Here is a 26,696-nt window from a genome sequence, read left to right on the forward strand (position 1 = left end):
AAACCCGGCAATCGCCGGGTTTTTTCTTATCAGAAGTATTTTCGCAAATACTCCGTCAGACAGAGTATCGCCATGGCCTGGCCATACGGCATGGAGGTGAGCGGTATCTGGCGATAGAACTCCAGATCGCTGCCCATCCCGGTACCGAATGAGGTTTGCAGCAGCTCCCCTTCCGGCGAAATGTTTTTCACAATGCCGCGAATCGCTTTTTCTGCCACCCCGGCATACTCTGCGCCGACGTACCCTTTGCGCACCGCCTTCAGGATCCCGTAAGCAAAGCCTGCCGTGGCAGAGGCCTCCATATAGGAGTCAGGATCGTCGAGCAGCGTGTGCCAAAGGCCACTCTCATCCTGGCATTTAGCCAGCGCAGCGATTTGCGCATTCAATACCTGAACCAGATAACGGCGCACCGCATTCTGTTTCGGCAGATCCACCAGCTCCAGGAAATCCGGGATCACAATGGTTAACCAGCTATTGCCACGCGCCCAGCGCGCCCTGGCAAAGTTGTGCTGGCCGTCGTAATTCCAGCCGTGGAACCAGAGGCCGGTCTCCCGATCCATCAGGTTCTGTACGTGCAGCAGGAACTGGTAAACCGCCTCTTCCACATACTCGGGACGATTGAGCAGCTTACCGATTTTTGCCAGCGGCAGCACGGTCATCATCAGAGTGTCATCCCACATCTGCTGATGGTTCTCTTCCGCCAGCGTGATGTGCTGCATGCCACCGTGATCGGTACGCGGCATCTCGTTCATCGCCCACTCCGCCCAGCTCTCCAGCCAGGGCAACCAGGCCGGATTGCGGCTCTCTTCATACCGGTAGGCCAGGGTTAAAAAGGGTGACATCGTATTGACGTTCTTGGTGGTGGCCCCTTCGTTGAAGCGGTCGCGGAACCAGCTGTCGATAATATCGCGCATCCCTTCATCACCGGTCTGGCAGTAGTACTGCCAGATACCGTAGAGACCAACGCCGTGCGTCCACTCCCACCCCGCCCAGCCTTTGGTATCGATCACGCGCCCGTCGTCCAGCCGCAGTAAAAACTCACCGGTCTTATCGTGAATGTTCACCAGGTTATGCGTCACCTTTTCAATCAGCGACTTCAGTTCATCCCGGGCGATAAACCGCTCTGGCTGACGCAGTAATGGGCTATGTTTGACAGGCCAAACCTTCATATTCTTAACCTCAGTTAAATGTCGAATTCAGTGATGCACGATGTTTCAGAGACGGCGCAGCGGGCTTGTTGCGGTTCAGATAACCGATATTGTTGTTACCCCACAGACACTCGTAAGGCATACCGGCCAGCATTTCCACGGTGGCGCGCGCTTGCGGGGTTGCCGCTTCAGGCATTGCCCTGCCACTTTCACGCATTTTTGCCGTCTCTTCCCGCAGGACACTGTGGGTCTGCAGATTGAGTTTGAAGCGCAGAGAGACCAGGAAGCCGCAGATCAACACCAGAATGGTCCCCACGCTTAAGATCATCAGAATGGTATGACTCACCCCTTCAGCCTGCACTTTCTGGCCGCTGACGAAGCCGGACATCTGCATCACAATCCCCACCAGCATGACGGCACCCGCCTGGGACGCTTTACGGGTCAGCGTCATGATGCCAGCAAAGATCCCTTCGCGGCGTTGGCCGGTCACGACCTCATCCACATCGGCGATGTAGGTATAGGTATTCCATGGCACATAGTTGATCCCGCCGCGACCCAGGCCCGCAACCGCAGAGATCAGCAGCAGCAGAGAGTAGACGTCGCTTAAGCCGGCATAATAGAGACCCGCATAGGAGAGCGAGGCCAGACCAAAGAGCACAACAACCATGCGATACGAAGGCGCCGGTCCGAAGCGGATGCAGAGCGGGATCATGGCGATAACCGCGATGAACTGGAAGATAGCCATGGTGCCCAGCAGGTTAGAGGCCATGGAGGCTTCCTGCATCAGCACAAATACGACGTAGTAGGTGAATACGGCGTTGAACACATCCTGTGCGATATACCCCCCAAGGTACATCCCCAGATGCTGGCGGAAGATCTTGATGCGCAGGGTTGAGCTCAATTCTGTGATCAGGCGGCTCAGGCTCTGGCTCAGGGTCAGGCTCTTCTTCTCTTCTTCCGCACGCAGGGCCGCTTCGCTCCACTCTTCACGCGGTCGTTCCCAGGTGAAGAACCAGACGAAGGTCAGCATCAGGGCGCAGAGCACCGAGAAGACCAGGCTGGCATAGAAGAAGGAGATCGGGTTGTCTTTGCCAAATGCGGTCAGCAGGACACCCGGCAGGAACGAGGCGAGAATCGCTGACATCTGCGCCATAGAGATACGGGCACCAGAGAATTTGGTCTTCTGTTTGAAGTCATCGGTCATCTCCGGTACCAGGGTCTCATACGGCACCAGAATCATGGTGTAGACAATATCAAACACCAGATAGGTGAGCAGGTAGTACCAGAAGCTCATGTCACCGACCCACATCAGCGAGTAGCTGAAGACGCACGGGATACCCAGCAGAATAAAGAATTTGCGACGGCCAAAGCGTTTGCCAAGCCAGGTGGTGCCGAAGTTATCGGTGAGGAAGCCCATCAGCGGACTCACCACCGCATCCAGCACCCTTGCCGCGGCAAAAATAAAGGTGGCTTCGATAGGGGTAAGGCCACAGAAGGTGGTGTAGAAGTATAAAAGCCATGCGGCCGTCAGCGCGGTGGTGCCGGCCCCAAGAAAATCGCCTGATCCGTAGGCCAGGTAGTTTGTGAGTCCAATTTTACGTGTTTTCATTGCCGTCAACCCTGTAAGTTTTGGGAGACTCCCTGACAACCACATTCTTTACGGGAGTGATTACACGGCTACAGTAAGAGTATCACCAGTGGGATACCTTTCTGTTTCTGCCACCCGGGGAAACCATCTGGCAAAAATGCAAAGAGACTCACTACGCGTGTCACTGATTTATAAAACAGTGTTTCTTTTGCTTCAAAAGAGAGGGTCAGAATTGCGAGCCAGTCATCAGATTCGCCTGATGACTGGGCAAAAAGTGATCAGAGCAGTGCGCCTGGGCGGCGGGTATCAGGGCGGGGTTCATTACCAGGAACCGTCGGTTTACAGCATAGCCAGAGGAGAACACAGGACATCACGGTCCCCGCTAAGCTCGCCATGGGGATAACCCACAGGTTGACGGCATTAACTGGCAGGAGCCGCGAAGCCAGAGTAGTCAGCAGCGGCAAGCCAGCCAGTTTGGCGAAAAGCAGCCCGCCGAACCACCAGCCCGATTTACCGATATCGTGCATCCGGCGGATCCCCGCGGCTACGATCGGCGGCAGGAGCACCAGCGGGGCAAGACCGCCAAGCGGAAGTAAGACATACCAGCCCCACACCAGCAACATACCGCCACGACCGGTCTCGTCCGTCACGCTCAGGGTCAGACCCAAATAGGTCAGCACCGCTATAAATAATAAAATGATGATATTGAAGAATATAAATAACCAGAACGCACGCCGTGTCGAACGCCCCCGGTAATCCCCTATTTTCTTCCAGCCTTCGGTGTAGCATTCCATCGCCGTTTTATTCATTTTCCTTCCTTGTTTGTGTGTTAGTAAAAGAGAGCGCTCAGGTTTCTAGCCGTTTGGTTAATAACAGTGAGGCCACCTTCAGGATCTCCGAAGCAATTAACAGACTGAGCGCGAGGGCGACGCTGTGAATATTCAGGCCGTGCATAATCCAGGGTAAAAAAGAGACCGACGGGACAACCATCAACAGCCGCAACGGCGTTTGCCCCAGCGCCAGCCAGCGAGCGTAATGCGGCCGGCAGAACCACAGGGCGGCAGAGACCCCAATGGAGAGCGTGGTGACGAACGAGAGAATAAATCCCCCTATCAGCCAGCCACCTCCCCCATGCTGCGTATAGAGGTCGCTGAAGCTCATCACATCATCCACCAGCGGGATACGCTGCTGAACAAGATTTTCCGTTAAATACCCTGCGCAATATAACGCATCCATTGCGCCCCAAAACAGAGAGACCTTAGATAAATACCGCATTCCCTGTGCCTTTTTCGTCGTGCTAATTATTTTTGTGAGTTATCAAAAACAGAATATAGATAAATAAAATACCGGAACCTTAGATCGCCAGTATATTCGCAGGGGGACAATTATCCACTTAATTGCATTATTACCAGGGGCAGGCGGGGAAGCATGACAGAGGGAAATAGCGCTGCCGCACCTGAGTGGAGCGGCAGCAGCGGATTAGCGGTAGTTGACAATCACTTCGTTACGCTGAATTTTCAGGGCCGGGATCAGGCGACCACCGCCCGGCACTTCCCAGATAAACCGCAGCGGCTCGGCAGCCGGTACGTTATTGAAGGCATGGGTGGTGCCGCTCTGTCCGTCCAGCTCGGTACAACGGGATTGCGAACAGAGACGCGCCCGCAGCCCTGCGGGAATCGGGCCATTGAGCTCATAGCGCCAGGCCACCAGCGTCATCAGACCGGAGACCGGCTCACTGGCCGACAGTGGTCTGGAAGAGGCGGCCACTCCCCGGTGGTTCAGGGTCAGACCGATACTGCTGGCCTGCCAGCTCCCCTCACCCGCCGCCTGCGCCATAAAAGGTAAAACCAACAGCCAGAGTAATTTGCGCATTACTGGCCTCCAATGGTGGCGGTCATACGAATATGACGGTTGTCCGACAGTTCGAGATTCGACAGAACCACCAGCTGCGGCAGGCTGCGACGCAGGAAGCGCGAGAGCAGTGGACGTAGCGCATGGTTGACCAGCAGCACCGGCGGTGCCCCCAGCATCTCCTGACGGCGCAACGCTTCTTGCGACTGAGCCAGCAGGCGATCTGCCAGCCCAGGCTCCAGGCCACCGCCACCCTGCAATGCCTGAAGCAACAGACGTTCAAGCGGCGTATCAAGGCCAATCACTTGCACCTCGTCGTTGCCCGGGAACCATTGTTGAGTTATGGCACGACCCAGCGCCACGCGCACCACCGCCGTCAGTTCATGCGGATCGCTTTGCAGCGGCGCGTGCTCGGCCAGGGTTTCCAGAATGGTACGCATATCGCGGATAGGCACCTTCTCTTCAAGCAGATTCTGCAGCACTTTATGCAGCGTGGTGAGGGTCACTACACCCGGTACCAGATCTTCCGTCAGCTTCGGCATCTCCTGGGTGACGCGGTCAAGCAACTGCTGCGCCTCCTGGCGGCCGAACAGCTCGGCCGAGAACTGGCCAATCAGGTGGTTAAGATGGGTTGCCACAACGGTACTGGCTTCCACCACGGTGTATCCCTGAATTTGCGCCTGCTCTTTCAGGGCGCTCTCAATCCAGATTGCCGCCAGGCCAAACGCCGGGTCAGTGGTCTGCTCCCCTGGCAGCGTCCCCGCCGCCGTGCCTGGGTTAATGGCCAGCCAGCGCCCCGGATAAGCATCACCACTGCCAATCTCTACCCCTTTCATCAGGATACGGTAGCGAGCAGGCGGCAGATCCATATTGTCGCGGATATGCACTACCGGCGGCAGGAAGCCCATATCCTGGGCAAACTTCTTACGAATACTGCGAATACGCCCCAACAGCTCACCGTCCTGCTGGAAATCAACCATCGGGATGAGGCGGTAACCCACCTCCATACCCAGGGAGTCTTCCAGTTGAACATCATTCCAGGTCGCTTCAACCGCCTGGCTGTTCTCCGGCATTTTCACCGGCGCAGGCTCCGCCTTCGGTTTGGTTTCACGTCCGCGCAGCCACCACGCCAGCCCCAACAGCGCACCGGTGAAGAGCAGGAAGACAAAGTTAGGCATGCCAGGTACCAGACCCAGCAGACCCAGAACGGCGGCGCTCAGCAACATCACGCTTGGGTTGCTGAAAAGCTGGCCAACCATCTGCTGACCCACATCCTGGTCAGTAGCCACGCGGGTAACGATAACGCCCGCGGCGGTAGAGATAACCAGCGCAGGGATCTGTGCTACCAGGCCGTCACCAATGGTCAGCAGCGTATAGCTTTCGGCGGCATGTCCCATATCCATACCGTGTTGCAGAACCCCAACCAGCAGCCCCCCCACCACGTTGATCACCATGATCAGGATCCCCGCGATGGCATCGCCGCGCACGAATTTACTCGCCCCGTCCATCGAGCCGTAGAAGTCCGCTTCCTGGGTCACTTCCGAACGACGTTTTTTCGCTTCATCTTCGGCGATCAGCCCGGCGTTCAGGTCGGCGTCGATCGCCATCTGTTTGCCCGGCATTCCGTCCAGCACGAAACGCGCGCCCACTTCGGCGATACGTCCCGCACCTTTGGTAATAACCATAAAGTTGATGATAACCAGGATCACGAACACCACGATGCCGATGGCGAAGTTGCCGCCCACCAGGAAGTGGCCAAAGGCTTCCACCACTTTACCCGCTGCCGCAGCCCCCGTATGGCCATCCATCAGGATGATACGGGTTGAGGCCACGTTCAGCGCCAGGCGCAGCAAGGTGGTAAACAGCAGAATGGTTGGAAACGCGGCAAAGTCCAGCGTGCGCTGGGTGAACATCGCCACCAGCAGCACCATAATGGACAGTGCAATGTTAAAGGTAAAAAGCAGATCGAGGATGAATGCCGGCAGCGGCAGTACCATCATCGACAGAATTAGCAGGATGAGAATCGGGCCGGCAAGGATTTGCCATTGCGTCGATTTCAGGTTGCCGGGCAGGCGCAACATTGCCACCAGATTAGCCATCAGTGTCCTTCTCGTTCAAAAAATCCAGCGCTTCAGGCACTGGCAAATTCACCGGTTTCACAGGTTGTTGACCGCCGGCCAGACGCCAGCGCTTCAACTGCCAAACCCACGCCAACACTTCCGCTACCGCGGCATAGAGCTGACCTGGGATCTGCTGTCCAATTTCAGCGTGGCGATAGAGGGCACGCGCCAGCGGTGGCGCCTCCAGCATCGGCACGCGATTTTCACTACCAATCTCACGAATTCGCAGGGCGATAAGCCCCGCCCCTTTCGCCACCACCTTCGGCGCGCTCATTTTGTTTTCGTCGTACTGCAAGGCCACGGAGTAGTGCGTCGGGTTGGTGACAATCACGTCCGCTTTTGGCACATCCTCCATCATGCGGCGTCGGGCAGCGGCGCGCTGCATTTGACGGATACGCCCCTTCACGTGCGGGTCGCCTTCCATCTGCTTATATTCGTCGCGGATATCCTGGCGGGACATCCGCAGTTTTTTGATGTGGCTGTAAATCTGGAAGATGACGTCAAAGCCCACCATCGGAATGATCGACAGCACCACCAGCAGAGCGCACAAGCCAACCAGGTTGAGGGCATTCGAGATGGCGGTGACGGGCGATTCACTGATCAGCCGCATCATGTCAGGCCAGTGCAGCCACAGATAGAAGCCTGCGGCGCTGCCCATCAACGTCGCTTTCAGAATCGCTTTCAGCAACTCGGCGCCGGTCTGGGCGGAGAACATGCGTTTAATACCGGGCAGCGGGTTAAGCTTGGAAAACTTAGGCTGCAGCGATTTACCGCTAAAGACCAGCCCGCCGAGCAGAACCGGGGAGATAAGCGCCACCAGAACCACGCCGACAATCAGCGGCAACAGCGCCACCATAGCGCCTTTAATCAGCAGAATAATCTGCCCGAGGATCAGGTTGGGGTCGTTAACCATACTGTGGTCAAAACGCAGCCCGGCCGAAAGCATCCCTGCCAGCCTGCGGGCAAGAGACTCCCCGCCAAACCAGATAATGCACACGCCTACCACTAAAATGAGCAGGGAGGTGAGTTCTCTGGATCGGGGTATTTGCCCTTCCTCACGCGCTTTATCAAGTCGGTGGGGTGTGGGGGCTTCTGTTTTGTCGTCGCTGTCGTCTGCCACGGCAAGCGTCCCGCAGGTAGAAGTTTGGCAATATCATGCCAGCCGCCTGCAAAGCTAATGGGCAGAGTAAGGGTCAAAAAGGGCAGGTTTTTCGGATATAGGCAAAAAAGCTCCGGTTTCGTTGCCAAAACCGGAGCGATTCAGATTAGAAACCTAAGCTGTCCAGCAGGTCGTCGACCTGATCCTGGCTGGCAACCACACCGGCTTTGGTGGTGTCGAGCTGCGGGCCATTGAGCAGGCTTTCGTTTTCACGCTTCGGACGGGCGGCAGGCTCTGGCATATTTTCCAGCAGTACCATCAGCAACTGACGCTCAATCTCCTGGATCACATCCATCATCCGCTTGATAACCTGACCGGTCAGGTCCTGGAAATCCTGCGCCATCATGATGTCCAGCAGCTGGGCGTTAGTGAAGCTGGTATGACCCGGCACCGCTTTCAGATACTGACGGGTGTCCGTCACCAGCTCACGCGCATCAGAGAGCTCAATCGGGTCTTCGAACCACTCATCCCAGCGTTTGGTCAGGTCTTTGGCGCCCTTCTCCATTTCGTCCTGGTGCGGCTGAGACGCTTCAACGCTGTTCAGCGCACGTTCAGCCGCCTGAGCGGTCATCTGTACCACATAATCGAGACGGTCGCGCGCATCCGGAATCGCTTCCGCGGCTTCGGCAATCGCCTGATCCAGACCCAATTCGCGCAGACTGTCGCGCAGCATGCGCGTCAGGCTACCGATACGGGCGATGATTTCGCTGGGTGAATGCTCCTCAGCGGGTTTAATTGCAGGCTGCATCATATTCACCACCTTACATGCCGAGTTTCTCGAAGATCTTGCCGAGTTTCTCTTCCAGGGTTGCAGCAGTGAACGGTTTCACCACATATCCGCTTGCCCCCGCCTGTGCGGCAGCAATAATGTTCTCTTTCTTGGCTTCTGCGGTCACCATCAGCACCGGCAGCGCAGACATATTGCTGTCGGCACGAATGGTTTTCAGCAGCTCCAGACCGTCCATGTTAGGCATGTTCCAGTCAGAGATGACAAAACCGAAGCCGCCCGCCTGCAGTTTGTTCAGCGCATCTACGCCGTCTTCTGCTTCTTCAACGTTGTTGAAGCCCAGCTCTTTCAGCAGGTTGCGCACGATGCGACGCATGGTGGAAAAGTCATCCACAACCAAAAATCTGAGCTCTTTGTCCGCCATAAAACTACACTCCTCTTTAAATACGTATTGCCTGTCCGGCACTGATTTTTGCCAGCATCTGCTGGCTTACCTGGCTAAGATCGACCACTTCGCTCACGCCACCCATATTGATGGCCTCGCGCGGCATGCCGAACACCACACAACTTGCTTCATTCTGCGCAATCGTCCAGGCGCCAGCCTGGTGCATTGCAAGCATTCCGGCGGCACCATCGTTGCCCATCCCCGTCAGGATCACCCCAACGGCGTTGCGCCCCGCATGTTTCGCCACCGAATGAAACAGCACATCCACCGACGGACGGTGCCGGTTAACCGGCGGCCCGTCATGAATTTTGATTTGATAGTTTGCGCCACTGCGCGCCAGCTCCATGTGCTTATCGCCCGGCGCGATGTAAGCATGTCCCGGCAGCACGCGCTCGCCATCTTCCGCCTCTTTCACGCTGATTTGGCACAGTTTGTTCAGCCGCTCAGCAAAAGAACGGGTGAAGCCCGGCGGCATATGCTGCGTAATCAGAATACCGGGGCTGGAGAGCGGCAATGGCTGGAGTACATGGCGAATTGCCTCTGTTCCCCCGGTTGACGCGCCAATAACCAGCAGTTTTTCCGAGCTGAGCAGCGGCCCCACTTTCAGGGTTGCCGGTGCGGCAATCGGCTTATGCGCCGCGATCTGCGCCCGGGAGGCGGTGCGGATCTTCTCCGCTATCATCTCGCTGTAGGCCAGCATGCCTTCGCGGATCCCCAGTTGCGGTTTGGTAACAAAATCTACCGCCCCCAACTCCAGGGCTCGCAGCGTAATTTCAGAGCCCTTACCCGTGAGCGAGGAGACCATCACCACCGGCATCGGGCGCAGACGCATCAATTTTTCCAGGAAATCGATGCCGTCCATCCGCGGCATTTCGACATCCAGCGTCAGCACGTCGGGATTGTATTTTTTAATTAAATCCCGGGCGACCAGCGGATCGGGAGCCGTTGCCACCATCTCCATGTCACTGTGACTGTTGATAATTTCGGTCATGATCTGGCGCATCAATGCCGAATCATCGACTGACAAGACCCTGATTTTACTCATGCTTTATCCTTACTCAGCGCATATACCGTTTGCCCACGCAGGCTAAACTCACGCACGAGGTTGCTGAAGTTCTCCGAGTGCCCGGCAAACAGTAATCCGTCCGGCTTGAGCAACGGTACAAAGCGACGCAGAATCTCCTGTTGCGTCGTTTTGTCGAAATAGATCATAACGTTACGGCAAAAAATTGCGTCAAAGGGTCCCGGCACGTTGTACTGCTTATCCAGCAGGTTCAGCTGGGTAAACTCCACGTTGTTGGCCAGCTCCTGACGCACCCGCACCAGCCCCTCGTGCGGGCCGGTACCGCGCATGAAGTATCGCTGTAGCTGCTGGGGCGACAGCGTTTTCAGCTCATCCTGACGATAGATACCGCTTTGCGCCTTCTGCAGCACTTCGGTATCGATATCGCTGGCGAACACTTTCCAGCGCCCCGGCGCGGTGCCGAGCGTATCCGCCAGCGTAATCGCCAGTGAATAGGGCTCTTCTCCGGTTGAGGCCGCCGCGCTCCAGACCCGGTACTCTCCGCTACGCCGACGAGCATGCTCCGCCAGCACCGGAAAGTGATGGCCTTCGCGGAAAAATGCCGTCAGGTTGGTGGTCAGCGAGTTGATAAACGCTTGCCACTCCGCGCTGTTCGGGTTTGCTTCGAGCATGCCCAGGTAGCGGCCAAAATCGTCCAGTTCCAGGGTCCGCAACCGCCGAACCAGGCGGTTGTAGACCATGTCGCGCTTGTGATCGGCTAGCACGATCCCGGCACGCTGGTAGATTAACTGACATATCCGACGGAAATGCGCATCGGACAGCGCGAGGCGCTGTGTCATCTGCATAAGTAATGACGATTGCCCTGAGGGCAGAGATGATGTCATAGCGCCTTCTTTATCACTTTCAGGATCCCACTGGCACGGCTTGTGACCGTCCGACTTCTGTTACTTTTACGACCTGCTCACTTACATTAAAAACGGCCACCAGCGAGGTTAGGTGATCCGCCTGGTTGGCTAACTGGTCGGTAGCGGCGGCCGCCTCTTCTACAAGGGCGGCGTTCTGTTGCGTTACCTGATCCATCTGGCTTACGGCCTGGGCAACCTGTTCAATTCCCCGGCGCTGCTCATCCGATGCGGAGGCAATCTCTCCCATAATGTCGTTCACACGCGTCACCGAACTGACGATCTCCGTCATGGTCTTCGCGGCGGTGTCTACCAGTTCGGAACCCTGCTGAACGCGGGAGACCGACTCTTCAATCAGCACTTTGATCTCTTTTGCCGCGTTGGCGCTCCGGCTGGCCAGATTACGTACCTCACCGGCGACAACGGCAAATCCCCGTCCCTGCTCCCCGGCTCGGGCAGCTTCTACCGCCGCGTTCAGCGCCAGGATGTTGGTCTGGAACGCAATACCGTCAATCACGCTAATAATGTCGCCAATTTTCTGCGAGCTGGTGGCGATATCCGACATGGTGCGCGCCACGTGGGTTGCTTGATCGCCCCCTTTTTTCGCCGTCTGCGCAGCGCTCTGCGCCAGGCCAGATGCCTGGCGAGCGTTATCGGCGTTCTGGCTGACGGTCGCCGTCAGCTGTTCCATGCTGGCTGCCGTCTGCGCCAGCGAGGCCGCCTGCTGCTCGGTGCGGGAAGAGAGATCATTGTTGCCTTCGGCGATCTCTGAAATCCCCGTGTGCATGGCATAGCTACCTTGCCGCACATTACTCACCGTTTCGCGTAACGATCCCTGCATCGCCTTCAGGCTGGCAAAGATCGCCGATATTTCGTTTTTACCGTACACCGCCACCGGACGGGCAAGATCGCCTTTGGCGATACTGTCGAAATGGCTGCTGATGATCGCCAGCGGCTGCACGATCATCCTGCGCGACCAGAACAGCGCCGCGCTGGTCAGCAGCGCGGCCAGAATCACCACGGTGGTGAAGATCACACCAGACATGTGATAACTGGTGCGGCTGTCGGCCCCCGCCTTCTCGACGAAGTGGTTAATCTCCAGCTGCCAGGCATTGAAACTCTTATCAAACGCCGCCTGCGACTCCTGCACCGGCGCGGTGAGGAAGTCCGACAGCTGATTGTTTTCAAGCCATGTGGCCTGGTGCTCCAGATCGCCGTGCCACTGGGCATACCCTTTCTGCATGTCTGTACGCAGTTTTTTACCCTGCTCACTGAGGGTATCCTGCGCGATAAAAGCCTTAAACATCGTGTCAGCCTGCTTCAGGCTGTCGCGCGCGGTTACCATCAGCGCTTTAATGTCATCCGGCGGATAACTCAGCGCGGTTAAAGTTCCCGCCTTGTTGAGCGCGGTGCTGGCCTGTAAAAGCACGGCGCGGGTCTGCGCCAGTGCGGAGCGTTGTTGATTGCTGGTCTCGACTTCCTGCAAATTCTGATAGCCATCGCGAAACGCCCAAAAAGACAACCCGTTACTGCCAACCTGCAACACACCGCAAAGGATCAGAATCAAAAACAGTGTGGTCGAGATACGAATACGATTTAACATCCACGCTCCCATTCAGCGGCCAGCAGCCGCGGTTTAAAGTTCAGTCAAAATGTTTCCCAGTTCTCTTCTTGTCCGGCTGTCGGCACGCGCAAGCTGCCTGGCGCGGCGGCGGATGCCGTCGTACCAGGGTTTCTGCGGGCTGAAACCAATTTTGTAGGTGCTGCAGTAAGACGAAACGCCGAGACGGCCATCTTCAGACGACTCGCCTGGTCTTCCAGCGCAGCGGCCGCCGCAGCGGATTCCTGCACCAGCGCGGCGTTTTGTTGTGTTACCCGATCCATCTCTGATACCGCCAGAGCGACCTGATCGATACCCCGGCTCTGTTCATCAGATGCCGAGGCGATTTCACCCATGATGTCGTTTACGCGGGTCACCGCATTCACGATGTCATTCATGGTCTCGCCGGCGGTCTCGACCAGCACCGAGCCGGTATCCACACGCGAGACGGAGTCTTCGATTAACGCTTTGATCTCTTTGGCGGCATTGGCGCTGCGGCTGGCGAGATTACGTACCTCCCCTGCTACTACAGCGAAGCCACGCCCCTGCTCACCGGCGCGGGCAGCTTCTACCGCGGCGTTGAGGGCTAAAATATTGGTCTGGAAAGCAATACCGTCGATCACGCTGATGATGTCGGCGATTTTTCGCGAACTATCGGCAATCTCGTGCATGGTTTTCACCACGCCATCCACCACTTTCCCGCCGCGCTGGGCAGTTTCCGACGCACTTTCTGCCAGTTGCGAGGCCTGACGCGCATTGTCGGCGTTTTGTTTTACCGTCGCGGTCAGCTGTTCCATGCTGGCAGCGGTCTCCTCCAGCGCGGAGGCTTGCTGCTCGGTGCGGGAGGAGAGGTCATTGTTACCCATGGCGATTTCGCTGGTGCCGTCGTAGATGGCATCAGAGCCGTGACGCACGTTGGTTACCGTTTCGCTAAGGGAGCGCTGCATATGATCCACGCTGCTGGCCAGCTCGCTGATCTCGTTGCGCCCGGAAATCACCAGCGTCTGGGTCAAATCGCCGCTGGCAATGTCACGGATGTGGGTAATGACGCGCCCCAGCGGGTTGAGCAGAATATGGCGAATGCCGTACCAGACGCCGACCAGCACAATGACCAGCGCCAGTGCCAGCGATGCCATTTGCCATTTAGCAAACTGGTAGTCATTGGCGCTTTCGCTAAAGGCGGTGTGATACTGTTCGGCGCTGGCTTTGGCGTAGTCGCCAAGCGCGGCGCCGAGCGCGTTCTGCATCCCCTGCGTCGGCTGGGCAAAGTAGGCATCCATGTTCCCGCTTTCGAGGAACTGAATCAGCTCCGCCAGCGCGGCAGCATAGTTGCGGTACTTCTCTTCAATATTGTTACTGGCATCGACCATTGTCGGTAGCGGCGCGATAGCCTTAAAGGCCTCGTAGTGTTTACCGGCTTCATCCAGCGTGGTACGCGCATTCTTCAGCAGTTCCGTTTTGGCACTGCTCTGCTGGTTATTAGGATCCATCATCATCCGGGCGGAGGAGCGGCTGAGGTTGATGCGGGTTTGCAGCATCAGATCCCAGGTGGTGGTCAGCTCGCTTTGTTGCAGGCGTAAATCATTGGATGCGGCGAAGCTCTCCTGATTTTCCTTTAACGATGAGAAAAAGAGACCGCCGGAAATCAGCTGCAGAAGTGCGAAGACAACCAGCACTAACATCAGCATTGTGACAACGCGCATACGGTTCAACATACAACACCTTCTCCTGGATTGGTTATCGGTGTTATCGGCACAGCTGACGGGAACTTTACATTTGCGAAAGGGAAAAGCGCGGCTTAGAAGGCGACATCAACAATCAGGGTATCGGTGTAACTACCGGCGGGCGGGGTGGCCTGGGTCGTCAGGACTTTGGCGGTGTAATTATAGGTACGCAGCAGGCCATCGGCGCTGACCTGTGAGGAGGTGCCGCTGGACCAGCGCTCCGAACCGCTGCTTCCCCAGCGGTTGGCGGTGGCGCCTTTATAGATGTCATAGCTCATGCGGTTACTGCCGCTGGCCATTTGCCGCACGTTGTTAAGGGCGTTAGCGCCATTGTTAATGCCAATGGTGTAAACGCTGCCCTTGGTACAGGAGACAGAGATTGCCTGCGAGACCGTGGGGAAATTTTGCACCAGCGGCGCACTGTTGAAGTTGATATCCGGCGTGGTCATGGCGCTACAGTCGTTGGTGACATTGATATCCACCGCGATGCTGGTGGTGACCGTACCGGTTTGCGGCGTAAGGCATAATCCGGCCGCCCCCACCGAGCAGACGTTGTAATAGATGCTGAAATTGAGAGTGACCCGATAGGGTCCGGCGGTGACATTCTGCCCGGCCAGGGTACGAAAATAGAGCGGAATATTATACTGCCGGCTGCCCAGCAGACCCAGCAGCGTGTTGCCGCTCCAGGTGTAGGTTCTGCCGATCTGCACTTCGTTAGCGGTATTACACCCGGAGGCGCCGCACAGCCGGACAGGGATGACGTCGGTGATTGCCGCATTATCGGTGCGTTTCAGGGTCGCGCGATTCGACGCGGCAATCGTGGCTCCGGTGTACGTTAAGGTGATGGAGTCGTTGGTCAGCAAATTCAGTATTGCATCACAGTTCACGACCAGCGTGCCGGTAGTCTGCACTTCATTGCTACCGCTCAGCGCAAAAGAGGTCACGCTGCCAAAGTTGGCGTTCAGGGTGCTGGCAGTACAGGCTCCCCAGCTGGCGCCGGAGAGCATCAGCAGCACAAAGAGCAGTAGCAGGCGTTTCATGGCGTCAGCCTGCAGGTAAGTGGACCGTATGTTTGCAGCTTATGGTCCGGGTTGGCGGCCAGTGTGAGGGTGACCTTGCAGGTTTTGCCTTCCGGGGTGCGCACCTCTAGCGGATTGACGTCGTTCAGATCCTCGAGCCAGGCGATACCGTCATACCCCACGGTAGCGTTAGAGTGCGACGCCCGTCGAACCTGACTGCCCAACGGAATAGCATGCCCTTCCCCATCGTGCAGAATCACGCTGGCGACGCGCTCCTGCTCCATCGGAAAATCAACCAGATAACCGCTATTACGGCGCAGGGCGACCCGGCGTTCGGTCTCTTTCAGCCGGGTATCGGCTGGCAGATCGAGAGTGTTAATGCTGTAGCTGGCGGGATAATAGGCCGAGACGCCGCTAACCAGCAGATAGCCATTCCTGTTCGTTTTTCCGACCGGCTGGTTTTCATAGCTGACCGGCACGTCCGGCTGCCCGTCGGTGCTGATGACCACGAAGGCGTCGTTGATCTTATTGGCGGCAAAGAGTTCGCCATCCATCAGCACCACCGAACCTAACGCTTCGCCCCACCAGGTCATCATGTCACGTTCGCCGTAACCGCCGCCCTGCACTTCAATATTGTTATTGCGCCAGCCCAGCGACGCCTGCTGATAGTTGCTGGAGCGGGACTGCCGCGCCAGCGCCATGTTCCAGCTAAAGCCGCCGTCGGTCGGCATCGAATGGTTGTAGTTGAGACGCTGGGTACTGCCCGAATCCGGCGTATTCTCCAGGGTTACCGCAGCACTGTCGCGCTCGCCAAGCGGAATTTGCAACGACATGGCCACGGTCCAGTCGCCGCGCTGCTGATCCCGGCTGGCGGCCAGATAGATACTGCTGCTGCCCCAGAGATTGCGGCTCCAGGAGAGGTTAAGCAGCTCGGTTTTCTGGCTATCAAAACTCTCTACGCCAATCCATGCCGCACCGATGTTGCCGTAATCGCCAAGGTTAACGCTCACGGAGTATTGATCCGTGTTGCGGCTGAGACTGGCAATAGGCTGGTTGTATTCGTCATAAATCGTAGGCTGATCGTACAGCGCCAGGTTACCAAAGCCGCGATCGCGGCGGCTGTGCTGGGTAGCAAGACTGAATGCGCTGGTACTGTACTGATAACCCCAGTTGATCTGCTCCCCGTCGTCGCCGCGCATCCGGCTGTGAGACAAGGCGGTATTCACTACCCCAAAGCGACCCAGTTTAACCACCGTGCCTGCCCCGCCAAGAGCCAGCTCCTCCGCCCCCTCAACGTGTCCTTCAAGAGTGAGCCAGTCGGTCAAACCATAGCGGTAGGATCCGCTGCCCGCCGCCGGGCCGTAGTCGAAATTTTCAATCCCGTAGTTACGTCGCAGGCTCCCGAGGGTTATCGCCCCGTCGCTCAGCCCCTCTTTGAGCAGTTCGCTGGTGACGTAAAACGGAAGTGTGGTGCTTACCTGGCGACCAAGCGCATCGGTGGTGACCAGAACCGCATCACCCGCGCCGTTGATATAAGGAAGGTTGGTCAGGGTGAAGGGGCCCGGCTGTAATCGGGTGGAGCCAGCCCGGTAGCCATTCACAAAGAGATCCACCGACGTTGGCACCGCCGCCTCGCCGGAAAATTCCGGCAGTGGCCAGGTCACAAGGTCCGGGCGCAGCGAGAAGTCACGGCCGTAGCTGATACCGCCCATGCGCACGCTGCTGCTCCAGCTCAGGGCATCGCTGATCACATCCCCGGCGCTCCAGGTGATGGCGTCATCTTCATTGGTCACCAGCAGCGTCGTGTCGTAGCGCACATACCCCTCCTGCTGGCCACCGCCAGAGAAGTTTTGCCGGTAATAACCGGTCGAGGATAATGAACCCCGGTCGTCAAAATAGCGGAATTCATGCCAGAGAGAGGCTTGCCCGCCCGCGTGCTCGGTTTTGCTGGAGTAGAAGTCATAGTTCAGCAGCGCCCCTCTGCCGTAACGCGGTTTGCTCTGGGCAGGCGTGCCGCCGAAAGGGGTAACTCTGGCAGAGATCCAGTCTCGCGGCACGCTCAGCAGTAGACGCTGGCCGGCGCTATCATATTCGGTTCTGACGCCGGTTAGCTGCGCCAGATTGACCTCGCCTGGCGGCACTTTTTCCGGCGGTAGTCCGGCGCGCAGCAGATCGGCGCTGGAGATCCAGAACTCACCGTTACGCTGGCTCACAGGCACTACCTGTCCGGTGTCGTAATGGTTAACGATCAACCCCAGTTGAAATACGGCTTCGTCATTTAACGACTGCGGTGCAGGCGGCGGCGGTAAAGCGTCATCGCCGGTTTCTGCCCAGCTCGCGGTCGACAGACAAAGCAGCATCATCATGGTCGGTTTCAGTTGACGGGGGCCGACTGCCATCGCGTATCCCGGGCATTAATTTCCGCACTCATCTGTCCCGGCTGGCCAATCCCGGCAGGCAACGGCCAGCTGCGTTCGCTGCCCGGTAAAACATAGCCGAGCAAACCATCCGCGATAGTTCGTTGCTGCCCGCCCTGCGAAAGGGTGACCTTGCTTAAGCGAACATGCACGTCGCTGCGGTTACGCACCTGTAGCTGCGGTTGTCCATTGTCGCGAACCACTCGCCAGCTCAGGGCATTGGTATCGACCAGAGCGTGATGCTCACCCTCTTTAATGGTCGGGATCCCCTGTCCATAAACAAACAGCGGAATGGAGTAACGCATCTGCAGTTTCAGGCCCATTTGCGGCGTCGCGTTGTCCTGAGGCTGGGGAATTTCATCGACAATAATCCGGTAGGCCTGCTCAACGCCCACCGGCACATCACCTTGTTTAATCAGACGAATCAGCTGTTTACTGCCTTTCGCGATGGTGACGATAGGAGGGCTGGCGACCACATCCTGCTGCGCGGTGTAGCGCTCAAGGCCATTCTCCTGCCGCCAGCGCACAATCCGCACCTGCATGGTGGTGGCGCTGTTTCCCTGATTCTGCACCCACAGCTCGGTCGCTTTGGTATCCGCAGAGAGCCAGGGATCGATTGGCCAGAGTAGAATGGTTGCCGCGCCGTGCGCCGTGCCTGCCGTGATGCCCAGCGCCATGGCTAACGCCAGCGCCCTGCCGGATGCAAATATCCTCATCGTCCTTCTCCCTATTCACCATGACAAGGTCACGGTGAGTTGATCTGAATAGTTTCCTGCCGGGCTAAAGCCGGTCAGAAGCGCCACGCCAAAAAGTGGCAAGGCAATGTTATTGCTATTGGTATAGGCCACAGGAATGGCCTGGTTTACGCCGATTTCACTGTTGGCCCCAAGCGAACTGCTGCTGTAGAGACGGTACGCCACGCGCTGAGTTCCTCCGCTGCGCTGCATATTCCGTACCGAGGTGTAATACTGGCCGCCGTCGATAGTCATGCTCAGCGCCACGCCGGGTGTACAGGCAATGCTGAGCGCGCCGTTAGGGACAAAACTGGTGCTGACCTGGCCTCTCTCCACCCCGGAGCGGGTACCAAAGTTGAGCGTCCCTAACACACTGCCCGTTCCAGCCATCACCGAGCATCCGGGAGTGATGGTGGCGTTAACCCTGAACTGCTGGGTGGTGATCGCCTGAGCGCTCTGTGTTACCAGCAGCGCCAGGCTTAGGCAGAAAAATGTGCGCAGCTTCCCCTTACCCCGTGGCCGGAGCGATGCACTCTCTACGCGCATTGCGGGACAGCTTAATAGGTGACGCTAACGTTGATGGTATCGGTGTAGGTGCCGGGAACAACCGTCACGCTGTTGCCACCACCGGTAATTCGGCCATACAGCGTATAGCTGTTTACGCCCCCAGCGGTGGATGCAATCGGAAGCGGTGCGTTATTGGCAATGATGTTGTTGTACCCGCTGTCGCTAAACAGACTATAAGCCACGCCCTGTGCGGCATTGGCCGTATTCACCAGATAGCGCGTTGGGGTCCCTGGCGTACCCACTACCGTACCAGGGGCCGTGGAGTTGGTGTTGCCGGTAATGGCGACCGTATAACTGTCGGTGGTGCACTGGATGGTAAAGGTATTGCCGCCGCTGGCCCCGGTAAGCTGGGTAGTCAGGGTGGAGAAAGTCGCCGGGTGAGTACCGAAGTCCAGAGTACCGAAGTTAATGCCGTTTTGCGTTGGCGATCCGTTGATCAAGCATCCGTTGGTCAACGTCAGGGTTGCGCCAATCGTCCCGCTGCTGGTTACCGCCTGCGCCGAACCGGCACTTAACGCCAACAATGAACCTGTGAATATCGTGAGAAGTTTCCTGTTCATTTTCCACCCTCCAGAAAATGTTATCAGCCGTTGTCTATTTGGCTAACGCATAATTGGTGCTGACTCATTATTGTTATTTATGAGTCACTAAAATGAATTTAGTTTACGGAACGACAATCAGCCACTTTTATTGCACTCTATCGGAAAAAACGGTTATTAATTTTAATGTGCATCAAAAACAACGACTTAAGGTAATTATACTTTTCCTGAATCGCTGTTTTTTAGCGTTTTAGCGATTTAATTTATGATCATGTTCGCAATTCAGGGCGCTGAAAGCTTTCAGGATAAATAGCCTGAAGGGGTTATATTTAAATTCTTATAATAAACAGTTAAGGATAGCTAAATAATAGGCGGGCTATTTATTCGAAATATATTTTGCAGAAGCGTTTTTTTACGAGGAAAAAGCAGAAAAGGGGATAAAAAAAACGGGAGGGATTCCCCTCCCGTTACACATCAGGCTACGTGCGTCGCGGCAATGTCCAGCAGTGCCATCTCATCGCTGTTCAGTAACTTCTCGATGTTCACCAGAATCAGCATCCGCTCACCCAGAGCACCCAAACCGGTCAGGTACTCGGTTGACAGCGTCACCGCGAATTCTGGTGCCGGGCGAATCTGATCGGCAGTCAGGGAGAGGACATCAGAGACGCCATCCACCACAATGCCCACCACACGCTGACCAAGATTCAGTACGATCACGACGGTGTTATCGTCATAATCCACGTCGCCCTGGCTGAACTTCACGCGCAGATCGACGATCGGCACGATGACGCCACGCAGGTTCGTTACGCCTTTAATGAATTCAGGCGTGTTAGCAATGCGAGTGACCTGATCATAGCCACGGATCTCCTGCACTTTCAGAATATCGATACCGTATTCTTCGTCACCTAAAGTGAATACCAGGAATTCCTGCCCTGACGGCTCGCCGGCCAGCTTGGTTACATTACTCATACCGGTCATGTTATTACCTTCTTAACAGTATCAGGCGGCTGTGTACGCCACACGTTGTTCACGATTTAAACCCTGAAGCGCCGAAACATCGACGATCAGCGCCACGCTGCCATCCCCAAGGATGGTGGCGGCTGAAATTCCAGGCACTTTGCGGTAGTTGCTTTCCAGGTTCTTCACCACGACCTGGTGCTGGCCAATCAGCTGATCGACCAGCAGCGCATAACGACGACCCGCGCTCTGCAGAATGACCACAATCCCCTGCGTCGCCTCGGTTTTGGCCCCTGCCACATCGAACACTTTCCACAATTCCACCAGCGGCAGGTACTCGCCACGCACTTCCAGTACGCGCTCGCCACCCGCCAGCGGATGCAGATCTTCTTCGCGCGGCTGCAGTGATTCCATTACTGCGTTCAACGGCAGAATGAACACTTCGCCTGCCACTTTCACCGACATACCGTCGAGGATCGCCAGAGTCAGCGGCAGCAGGATACGAATGGTGGTACCCGTGCCCTGTTTAGACTGAATCTCAACGTGGCCGCCCATCTCCTGGATGTTACGTTTCACCACGTCCATGCCCACACCGCGGCCAGAGACGTCGGTCACCTGCTCGGCGGTAGAGAAGCCAGGGGCGAAGATCAGCATGCCCACTTCTTCGTCGGTCATGTTTTCACTGACTGCCATCCCCTGGGAGATCGCCTTCGCCAGAATACGCTCGCGGTTAAGGCCTGCCCCGTCATCGGTCACTTCGATGCAGATGTTTCCGCCCTGGTGTTCCGCAGAGAGAATCAGATTTCCGACCGGTGATTTGCCTGCGTTCACGCGGGTTTCCGGCAGCTCGATCCCGTGGTCGAGGCTGTTACGCACCAGGTGAGTTAACGGATCGATAATGCGCTCGATCAGGCTCTTATCCAGCTCGGTGGAGCTGCCCATCAGAGTCAGTTCGATCTGCTTATTCAGCTTGCCCGCGAGGTCACGCACCAGACGCGGGAAGCGGCTGAAGACGTATTCCATCGGCATCATACGGATCGACATAACCGATTCTTGCAGATCACGGGCGTTGCGTTGCAGCTGGCCCATGCTGGTGATCAGGTCACCGTGGTTGACCGGATCCAGCTCGTTCGAGCGCTGGGCCAACATTGACTGGGTAATCACCAGCTCGCCCACCAGGTTGATCAGCTGATCGACTTTTTCAACCGCCACGCGGATGCTGGTCGATTCGCTGGAGCGCGCCGCCGGTTTTTCCGCGCGGTTTGGCGCGGCCGCTTCGCGAGGCGCGGCTTTTACTGCCGGTGCGGCAGGAACGACGGCCGGTGCAGCCGGGGTTTCGGCAACCGCGACCACCTCAACGGCGGCTGGCTCGACGGCAGCTGGCGTTTCAAAGCTAATCTGATCCGGTTCAATCACGAAGCAGAGCACCGCCACAACATCATCTTTACCGATGTCGCCATTCAGGGTCGCGGCAAGAGTATCTTTCCCTTTCACCACGTCGCTCAGCGTAGCGAGGTTGCTCAGCTCTTCTTCGAGAAGGTTAACTTCGCTCTCTTTCAGACCAGACAGCACGATACGCAGACGATCGTCCTGGGCTGGTGCCGCGGCAGGGGCGGTCTCTACAACGCTCAGTTTCGCCGGCGCAACGGCAGGTACCGCCGCTTCGCCTTTGGCTTCCAGCGCTAACTGGCGCAGAGCGTTGCAGATATATTCAAAGCTGGCGGCATCCGGCTCTTGCGAGCTTTTATAGGCGTCGAGCTGTTCCTGCATAATATCTTTGGTTTCCAAAAACAGGTTGATAATATCGGTATTGAGCTGCATCTCACCGCGCCGCGCTTCATCCAGCAGGTTCTCCATTAAATGGGTCGTCTCCTGCAGAATGGTGAAACCAAAGGTTCCGGCGCCTCCTTTTATAGAGTGCGCAGCACGAAAGATGGCGTTGAGCTGCTCAGAGTCCGGTGCTTCGGGCACCAGGTCCAGCAGGTGTTGCTCCATATCAGCCAACAGTTCGTCGGCTTCATCAAAAAACGTCTGGTAAAAATCGCTAATATCCATGCTCACGCTATCACCTCGGATTGGCTGGTGGCGATGTTGGAACGGCAGCCGAAGGCAAGGCGCCAGGCTGTTTCAAATCATCCAGTGACTCACTCTGACTCTCGGCGTTTTCATGCAGGATGGCCTGCTCCGCCTGGTTGTTGAGCACTAAAAGACTAATACGACGGTTAATGGCATCATCCGGGCCGCGATCGCTCATGCGCATGGTTGCGGCCATGCCGACAACCCGCAGCACTTTGCCATCGTCCAGGCCACCTATCACTAATTCGCGGCGGGAGGCGTTAGCGCGATCCGCAGAGAGCTCCCAGTTGCTATACCCTTTTTCACCGTTGGCATACGGGAAGTCATCGGTGTGGCCGGAGAGGCTAATTCGGTTCGGGATCCCGTTCAGCACCGGGGCGATCCCGCGCAGAATATCGCGCATGTAGGGCTCCACTTCGGCGCTGCCGGTTTTAAACATCGGGCGATTCTGGCTGTCGATGATTTGAATACGCAGCCCTTCCTGCACCAGATCGATCTTCAAATGCGGACGCAGCGCACGCAGTTTCGGATCTGCCTCGATCAACTGGTCGAGATCGCCGCGCAGTTTTTGCAGGCGACTGCGCTCCATGCGTTTTTTCAGCTCGTCGATGTTCGGTTCGCGTTTCACTTCGCCCTTGGACTGGGTGTAGTCATCGCCCCCGCCAGGAATCGGGCTATCGCTATTGGAGATACGCTGCCCACCGGTCACCGCCGTCGCCAGCGGGGTACGGAAGTATTCGGCAATCTGAATCAGCTCTTTCGGGCTGGAGATTGAAATCAGCCACATCACAAGGAAAAACGCCATCATCGCGGTCATAAAGTCCGCATACGCGATTTTCCACGAGCCATGGGAACCGTGCCCATGGCTTTTGTGTTTGCGTTTTTTAACTATGACGATGGGATGGGACTGGTTTTTCATGCGTCCTCAGTGGTCGTCTGTTGGTTGGGGTTTTTCACCGCACGCACGTGTTCTTCCAGTTCGATAAACGACGGACGCTCGCTGGAGTAGAGGGTCTTACGCCCAAATTCCACTGCAATTGGCGGGGCATAGCCGTTAAGGTTGGAGAGCAGCGTGATCTTGACGCACTGCATCATCTTGGTGGTTTCGGCGCTCTTCTGACGCAGTACGGAAGCCAGCGGCGAGATAAAGCCGTACGCCAGCAGGATCCCGAGGAAGGTACCCACCATGGCGTGGGCAATCAGCGCCCCCAGCTCTGCCGCGGGACGATCCGCCGAAGCCAGGGCGTGTACCACCCCCATTACCGCGGCCACGATCCCGAACGCTGGCAGGGAATCCCCCACCAATGCCAGGCTATTCGCCGGCACTTCGGATTCGCTTTCATGGGTTTCGATCTCTTCGTCCATCAGGGCTTCGATCTCGAAGGTGTTCATGTTGCCGCTGATGATCAGACGCAGGTAGTCAACGATGAAATCGAGCATGACGGTATCCGCGATAATACGTGGATAGCTCGCGAAGATTTCGCTCTCTTTCGGGTTTTCGATATCCCGTTCAAGCGAGAACATCCCCTGCTGACGCGACTTCGCCATCAGGCGATACAGCAGTGCCAGCAAGTCCATGTACATACTTTTGGTGTATTTAGAACGACGGAACAGCAAAGGTAACGCCTTCAGCGTCCCCTTGATCGCTTTACCGTTGTTACCAACGATAAAGGCCCCCACCCCTGCGCCGCCGATAATGATCAGCTCGGCCGGTTGATAGAGTGCCCCAAGGTGCCCGCCGGTCATCATGTAACCGCCGAAAACTGTACCGAGAACAACCAGGTAACCTAATAAGATAAGCACGACATCATCCTTCCGCTAGTGACTTTCGCAGGATGCGCAGCTCGGGAGGTTTAGCCAAACGGCGGGTAAAAAAAAGCAGCGGTAATCACTTACCGCTGCTGGAATCTTGCCCACACGTAAGGGTTAAACAGCCTGTTCGATCTGTTCATCCAGCAGTTGTGGAATAATATCGGCAGCCTCCCGGGAAAGTTTACGTCTTTTTACGGCTCGGGATGGAGGCTGGCACAAACTACAGGCGAAGCTGCCTGCAGGCTGATGAGCGTGGGTGATAAAGTTGCCGCCGCAGCAGTTGCAGCGAGAGAGTTCCAGCATTCCGCTTTCAACGAAACGCACCAGTGTCCAGGCACGCGTCAGTGCCAGCAAAGGCCCCTCTTCCGGCTGTGGACACTGTTCTAGATAGAGTTTGTAGGCTTTGATAACGGCATCAACGCCGCTGCATAAGCCAGTCTTCAGTAAATACTGCCAGGCATTGCAGAACATCGAAGCGTGAATGTTCTGCTCCCAGGTCATAAACCAGTCGGTTGAGAACGGCAGCATGCCTTTCGGCGGAGGGCTACCGCGCAGCTCTTTGTACAGTTTGATAAGGCGACCACGGCTCAGCTGAGTCTCGCTTTCCAGCATTTGCAAACGAGCACCAAGCGTAATCAGTTCCATCGCTAACTGAATGTCTCGCGCTTCCTGAACAATGCTTTTTTCGCTCATTATCAGGCCCTTTTTTTCCTTGCCGCATCATCAGGCTGGCTGATTTCGTTGAGCAGGCGTGTCGAGAGTAAAATACCGGTATGGACCTGTTGCAGATCGTCAACACGGGATTCTTGAGTGAGACGCGTAATAGCCTGAGGATTATCGAAGCGGAACTGGCAAACCAGCTGATTCGTCTCGGCTAATTTAACCATCTGTGGCAGTGTTAATCCGCCCAGAGAGGTCGCCATCTCTTCGTTGATACCCAGTCGGAACATAGCGGACGCCTTGTCCTGGCTAATCAAGCGCTGTGCTAGCAATAAATATGACAAGTTGATGTCATAAACGTGTTTTAGCAACTCGGATGTATGCATTTTTCCCATCCCGAATAACCAACTAATATTTTTATGCGGTGTAACCGCACCCCGTGATGTCGCCGGGAAAAACCCCGGTAAAAAAGAAGAAAAGGCTAAAATGCATAGTTGAATTAAGGTTTGTATAGAGTCCGAACGACACGAAAAAATAGATTCCTTTTCTTCGCGTTTATCATTTCTTACAAATAACTAAGATTTTTCCTAATTCGACGCAACTGTACTCGTCCGGTTTGTCACATACAATGCAGCCCTCGCTGAAATTTAAAATAAATGTGATCCACGTCACATAATTTAAGTGAATTGGAGGCAGAAATCCATCAGTATGACTTCTAATTTGCCCTCTTTTTGAACGATTAAGGGAAGAATATATTCTGAATAGACGAATACTCATGCAGAAGTGTTAATAAGTCAGGCACGCATCTTGCCGAGAGCGTCCGTCATCGCCCCCTACGCAATATCAACCATTTCTATGTTAGAAACGTTAATAAAATACTCTTTAAATACAGCTGCATGGGGCATGTCAATAGGTAAACTATTACCTTGCGTTACCATTTTTTGGGTGGTTGATTTTGTTTAAAAGAGGTTGGCCGATGTGGATTGAATTTGTATGATTTCGGTTAAGTGCATGTTTTTTGACTTGCTATGCAGTACACGGATTATTCTTTCTATAAGAATAATTAATGAATAATTAATGAATAATTATGATTAGCGTCACACAATTGACATGTCTACCCCTTGCGCTGAAAACCATTCCGCGCTAAAGCTGATGAATAGACGGCTAACGCTCTAAAAAGGAGTGTCCAATGCGTTACTCCCATCTGCTTGTTTCTGTTGCTGTTTCTCCTGAAAGCCACTATCTCCTCGCCAAAGCGGTGGCCATCGCCCGCCCTTATCAGGCCAAAATTACAGTGGTTACGCTTGGGGCTGAACCGGAAATGTATAACCAACTGGCCGCGCCAATGCTGGAAGATATTCGTGGGGTTTTACAGGAAGAAACCCAGACATTTTTGAATGAACTTGTCGCGCAGGCAGAATATCCTCTCACTCGCGCAGTGATTGCAACGGGTGAATTGAGCGAATATATTCTCGATATTTGTGAAAAGCAGCAGGTCGATTTAGTGGTATGTGGCAATCATAATCAAAACTTTTTTTCCCGGACTACCTGTTCTGCTAAAAAAATTGTTAGCAGCACTAAAGTCGACGTGCTGTTAATACCGCTCGGCGGTTTATAAAACCACCGG

The 26,696-nt window shown here is 55.9% G+C and carries 25 protein-coding genes; 1 reads left to right on the forward strand and 24 read right to left on the reverse strand.

What is annotated here, in order from left to right; translation table 11 throughout:
• Positions 1-29 precede the first annotated feature (29 nt).
• The 24 genes from B3511_RS11815 to flhD form a co-directional block, all read right to left on the reverse strand.
• Entirely contained in the window at positions 30-1,169 is a 1,140-nt protein-coding gene (locus B3511_RS11815) for a glycoside hydrolase family 88/105 protein (protein WP_286782477.1), read from the reverse strand.
• Positions 1,170-1,179: 10 nt separating this feature from the next.
• Positions 1,180-2,757 (reverse strand): MFS transporter, encoded by a 1,578-nt coding sequence (locus B3511_RS11820; RefSeq protein WP_286782479.1) that lies wholly within the window; start codon positions 2,755-2,757, stop codon positions 1,180-1,182.
• A gap of 257 nt (positions 2,758-3,014) precedes the next feature.
• Positions 3,015-3,545 (reverse strand): DUF805 domain-containing protein, encoded by a 531-nt coding sequence (locus B3511_RS11825; protein ID WP_286782481.1) that lies wholly within the window; start codon positions 3,543-3,545, stop codon positions 3,015-3,017.
• Positions 3,546-3,582: 37 nt separating this feature from the next.
• Entirely contained in the window at positions 3,583-4,011 is a 429-nt protein-coding gene (locus tag B3511_RS11830) for an arginine:ornithine antiporter (RefSeq protein WP_286782483.1), read from the reverse strand.
• Between the two features lie 204 nt (positions 4,012-4,215).
• Positions 4,216-4,608 carry a flagellar protein FlhE gene (gene flhE, locus B3511_RS11835; RefSeq protein WP_212475592.1) on the reverse strand — a complete coding sequence of 131 codons (393 nt, stop codon included), beginning with the start codon at positions 4,606-4,608 and terminating at the stop codon, positions 4,216-4,218.
• Positions 4,608-6,686 carry a flagellar biosynthesis protein FlhA gene (gene flhA / locus B3511_RS11840; RefSeq protein WP_046885092.1) on the reverse strand — a complete coding sequence of 693 codons (2,079 nt, stop codon included), beginning with the start codon at positions 6,684-6,686 and terminating at the stop codon, positions 4,608-4,610. The genes flhE and flhA overlap by 1 nt, the downstream gene beginning before the upstream one ends.
• Positions 6,679-7,827, reverse strand: coding sequence for a flagellar biosynthesis protein FlhB (flhB, locus tag B3511_RS11845; RefSeq protein ID WP_207291976.1), 1,149 nt, complete (start codon positions 7,825-7,827; stop codon positions 6,679-6,681). The genes flhA and flhB overlap by 8 nt, the downstream gene beginning before the upstream one ends.
• 145 nt (positions 7,828-7,972) lie before the next feature.
• Entirely contained in the window at positions 7,973-8,617 is a 645-nt protein-coding gene (gene cheZ / locus B3511_RS11850) for a protein phosphatase CheZ (protein ID WP_040075096.1), read from the reverse strand.
• Positions 8,618-8,627: 10 nt separating this feature from the next.
• Positions 8,628-9,017, reverse strand: a complete 390-nt coding sequence (cheY, locus tag B3511_RS11855; RefSeq protein ID WP_046885090.1) for a chemotaxis response regulator CheY — start codon at positions 9,015-9,017, stop codon at positions 8,628-8,630.
• Positions 9,018-9,033: 16 nt separating this feature from the next.
• Entirely contained in the window at positions 9,034-10,083 is a 1,050-nt protein-coding gene (locus B3511_RS11860) for a protein-glutamate methylesterase/protein-glutamine glutaminase (RefSeq protein ID WP_286782487.1), read from the reverse strand.
• The gene (gene cheR / locus B3511_RS11865) at positions 10,080-10,946 is read right to left on the reverse strand and encodes a protein-glutamate O-methyltransferase CheR (RefSeq protein ID WP_040075093.1); all 867 of its coding nucleotides are present in this window, start codon (positions 10,944-10,946) and stop codon (positions 10,080-10,082) included. The genes B3511_RS11860 and cheR overlap by 4 nt, the downstream gene beginning before the upstream one ends.
• A gap of 19 nt (positions 10,947-10,965) precedes the next feature.
• Positions 10,966-12,567 carry a methyl-accepting chemotaxis protein IV gene (gene tap, locus B3511_RS11870; RefSeq protein ID WP_046885089.1) on the reverse strand — a complete coding sequence of 534 codons (1,602 nt, stop codon included), beginning with the start codon at positions 12,565-12,567 and terminating at the stop codon, positions 10,966-10,968.
• Positions 12,568-12,611: 44 nt separating this feature from the next.
• Positions 12,612-14,279 carry a methyl-accepting chemotaxis protein II gene (gene tar, locus B3511_RS11875; RefSeq protein WP_286782489.1) on the reverse strand — a complete coding sequence of 556 codons (1,668 nt, stop codon included), beginning with the start codon at positions 14,277-14,279 and terminating at the stop codon, positions 12,612-12,614.
• Between the two features lie 83 nt (positions 14,280-14,362).
• A complete protein-coding gene (locus B3511_RS11880) occupies positions 14,363-15,328 on the reverse strand; it encodes a Csu type fimbrial protein (protein WP_286782491.1) in 966 nt (321 codons plus the stop codon).
• The gene (locus B3511_RS11885; protein WP_286782492.1) at positions 15,325-17,706 is read right to left on the reverse strand and encodes a fimbria/pilus outer membrane usher protein; all 2,382 of its coding nucleotides are present in this window, start codon (positions 17,704-17,706) and stop codon (positions 15,325-15,327) included. Before B3511_RS11885 ends, B3511_RS11880 begins: the two co-directional genes overlap by 4 nt.
• Positions 17,682-18,440, reverse strand: a complete 759-nt coding sequence (locus B3511_RS11890; RefSeq protein WP_414671874.1) for a fimbrial biogenesis chaperone — start codon at positions 18,438-18,440, stop codon at positions 17,682-17,684. Before B3511_RS11890 ends, B3511_RS11885 begins: the two co-directional genes overlap by 25 nt.
• A 15-nt stretch (positions 18,441-18,455) precedes the next feature.
• Positions 18,456-19,004, reverse strand: coding sequence for a Csu type fimbrial protein (locus B3511_RS11895; protein WP_207291982.1), 549 nt, complete (start codon positions 19,002-19,004; stop codon positions 18,456-18,458).
• Between the two features lie 11 nt (positions 19,005-19,015).
• Positions 19,016-19,585 carry a Csu type fimbrial protein gene (locus B3511_RS11900; protein WP_040075084.1) on the reverse strand — a complete coding sequence of 190 codons (570 nt, stop codon included), beginning with the start codon at positions 19,583-19,585 and terminating at the stop codon, positions 19,016-19,018.
• A 453-nt stretch (positions 19,586-20,038) separates the two neighbouring features.
• Positions 20,039-20,542: a chemotaxis protein CheW gene (cheW, locus tag B3511_RS11905; protein WP_040075083.1), complete on the reverse strand. Its 504-nt coding sequence runs from the start codon at positions 20,540-20,542 to the stop codon at positions 20,039-20,041.
• A 21-nt stretch (positions 20,543-20,563) separates the two neighbouring features.
• On the reverse strand, positions 20,564-22,582 hold the full coding sequence (cheA, locus tag B3511_RS11910) for a chemotaxis protein CheA (RefSeq protein ID WP_286782495.1): 2,019 nt from the start codon (positions 22,580-22,582) through the stop codon (positions 20,564-20,566).
• A 4-nt stretch (positions 22,583-22,586) separates the two neighbouring features.
• Positions 22,587-23,516, reverse strand: coding sequence for a flagellar motor protein MotB (gene motB / locus B3511_RS11915; RefSeq protein WP_046885083.1), 930 nt, complete (start codon positions 23,514-23,516; stop codon positions 22,587-22,589).
• Positions 23,513-24,400, reverse strand: a complete 888-nt coding sequence (motA, locus tag B3511_RS11920; protein ID WP_040075080.1) for a flagellar motor stator protein MotA — start codon at positions 24,398-24,400, stop codon at positions 23,513-23,515. Before motA ends, motB begins: the two co-directional genes overlap by 4 nt.
• Positions 24,401-24,523: 123 nt before the next feature.
• Positions 24,524-25,102: a flagellar transcriptional regulator FlhC gene (gene flhC / locus B3511_RS11925; protein WP_040075079.1), complete on the reverse strand. Its 579-nt coding sequence runs from the start codon at positions 25,100-25,102 to the stop codon at positions 24,524-24,526.
• Between the two features lie 2 nt (positions 25,103-25,104).
• Positions 25,105-25,455: a flagellar transcriptional regulator FlhD gene (flhD, locus tag B3511_RS11930; protein WP_040075078.1), complete on the reverse strand. Its 351-nt coding sequence runs from the start codon at positions 25,453-25,455 to the stop codon at positions 25,105-25,107.
• Between the two features lie 803 nt (positions 25,456-26,258).
• Here flhD and uspC point away from each other — a divergent pair.
• Positions 26,259-26,687 (forward strand): universal stress protein UspC, encoded by a 429-nt coding sequence (gene uspC / locus B3511_RS11935; RefSeq protein ID WP_046885082.1) that lies wholly within the window; start codon positions 26,259-26,261, stop codon positions 26,685-26,687.
• Positions 26,688-26,696: the final 9 nt, after the last annotated feature.

Source organism: Leclercia sp. UBA1284 (genome assembly GCF_002308415.1).
In the GTDB taxonomy this organism is placed as follows: Bacteria; Pseudomonadota; Gammaproteobacteria; order Enterobacterales; family Enterobacteriaceae; genus Enterobacter; species Enterobacter pneumoniae.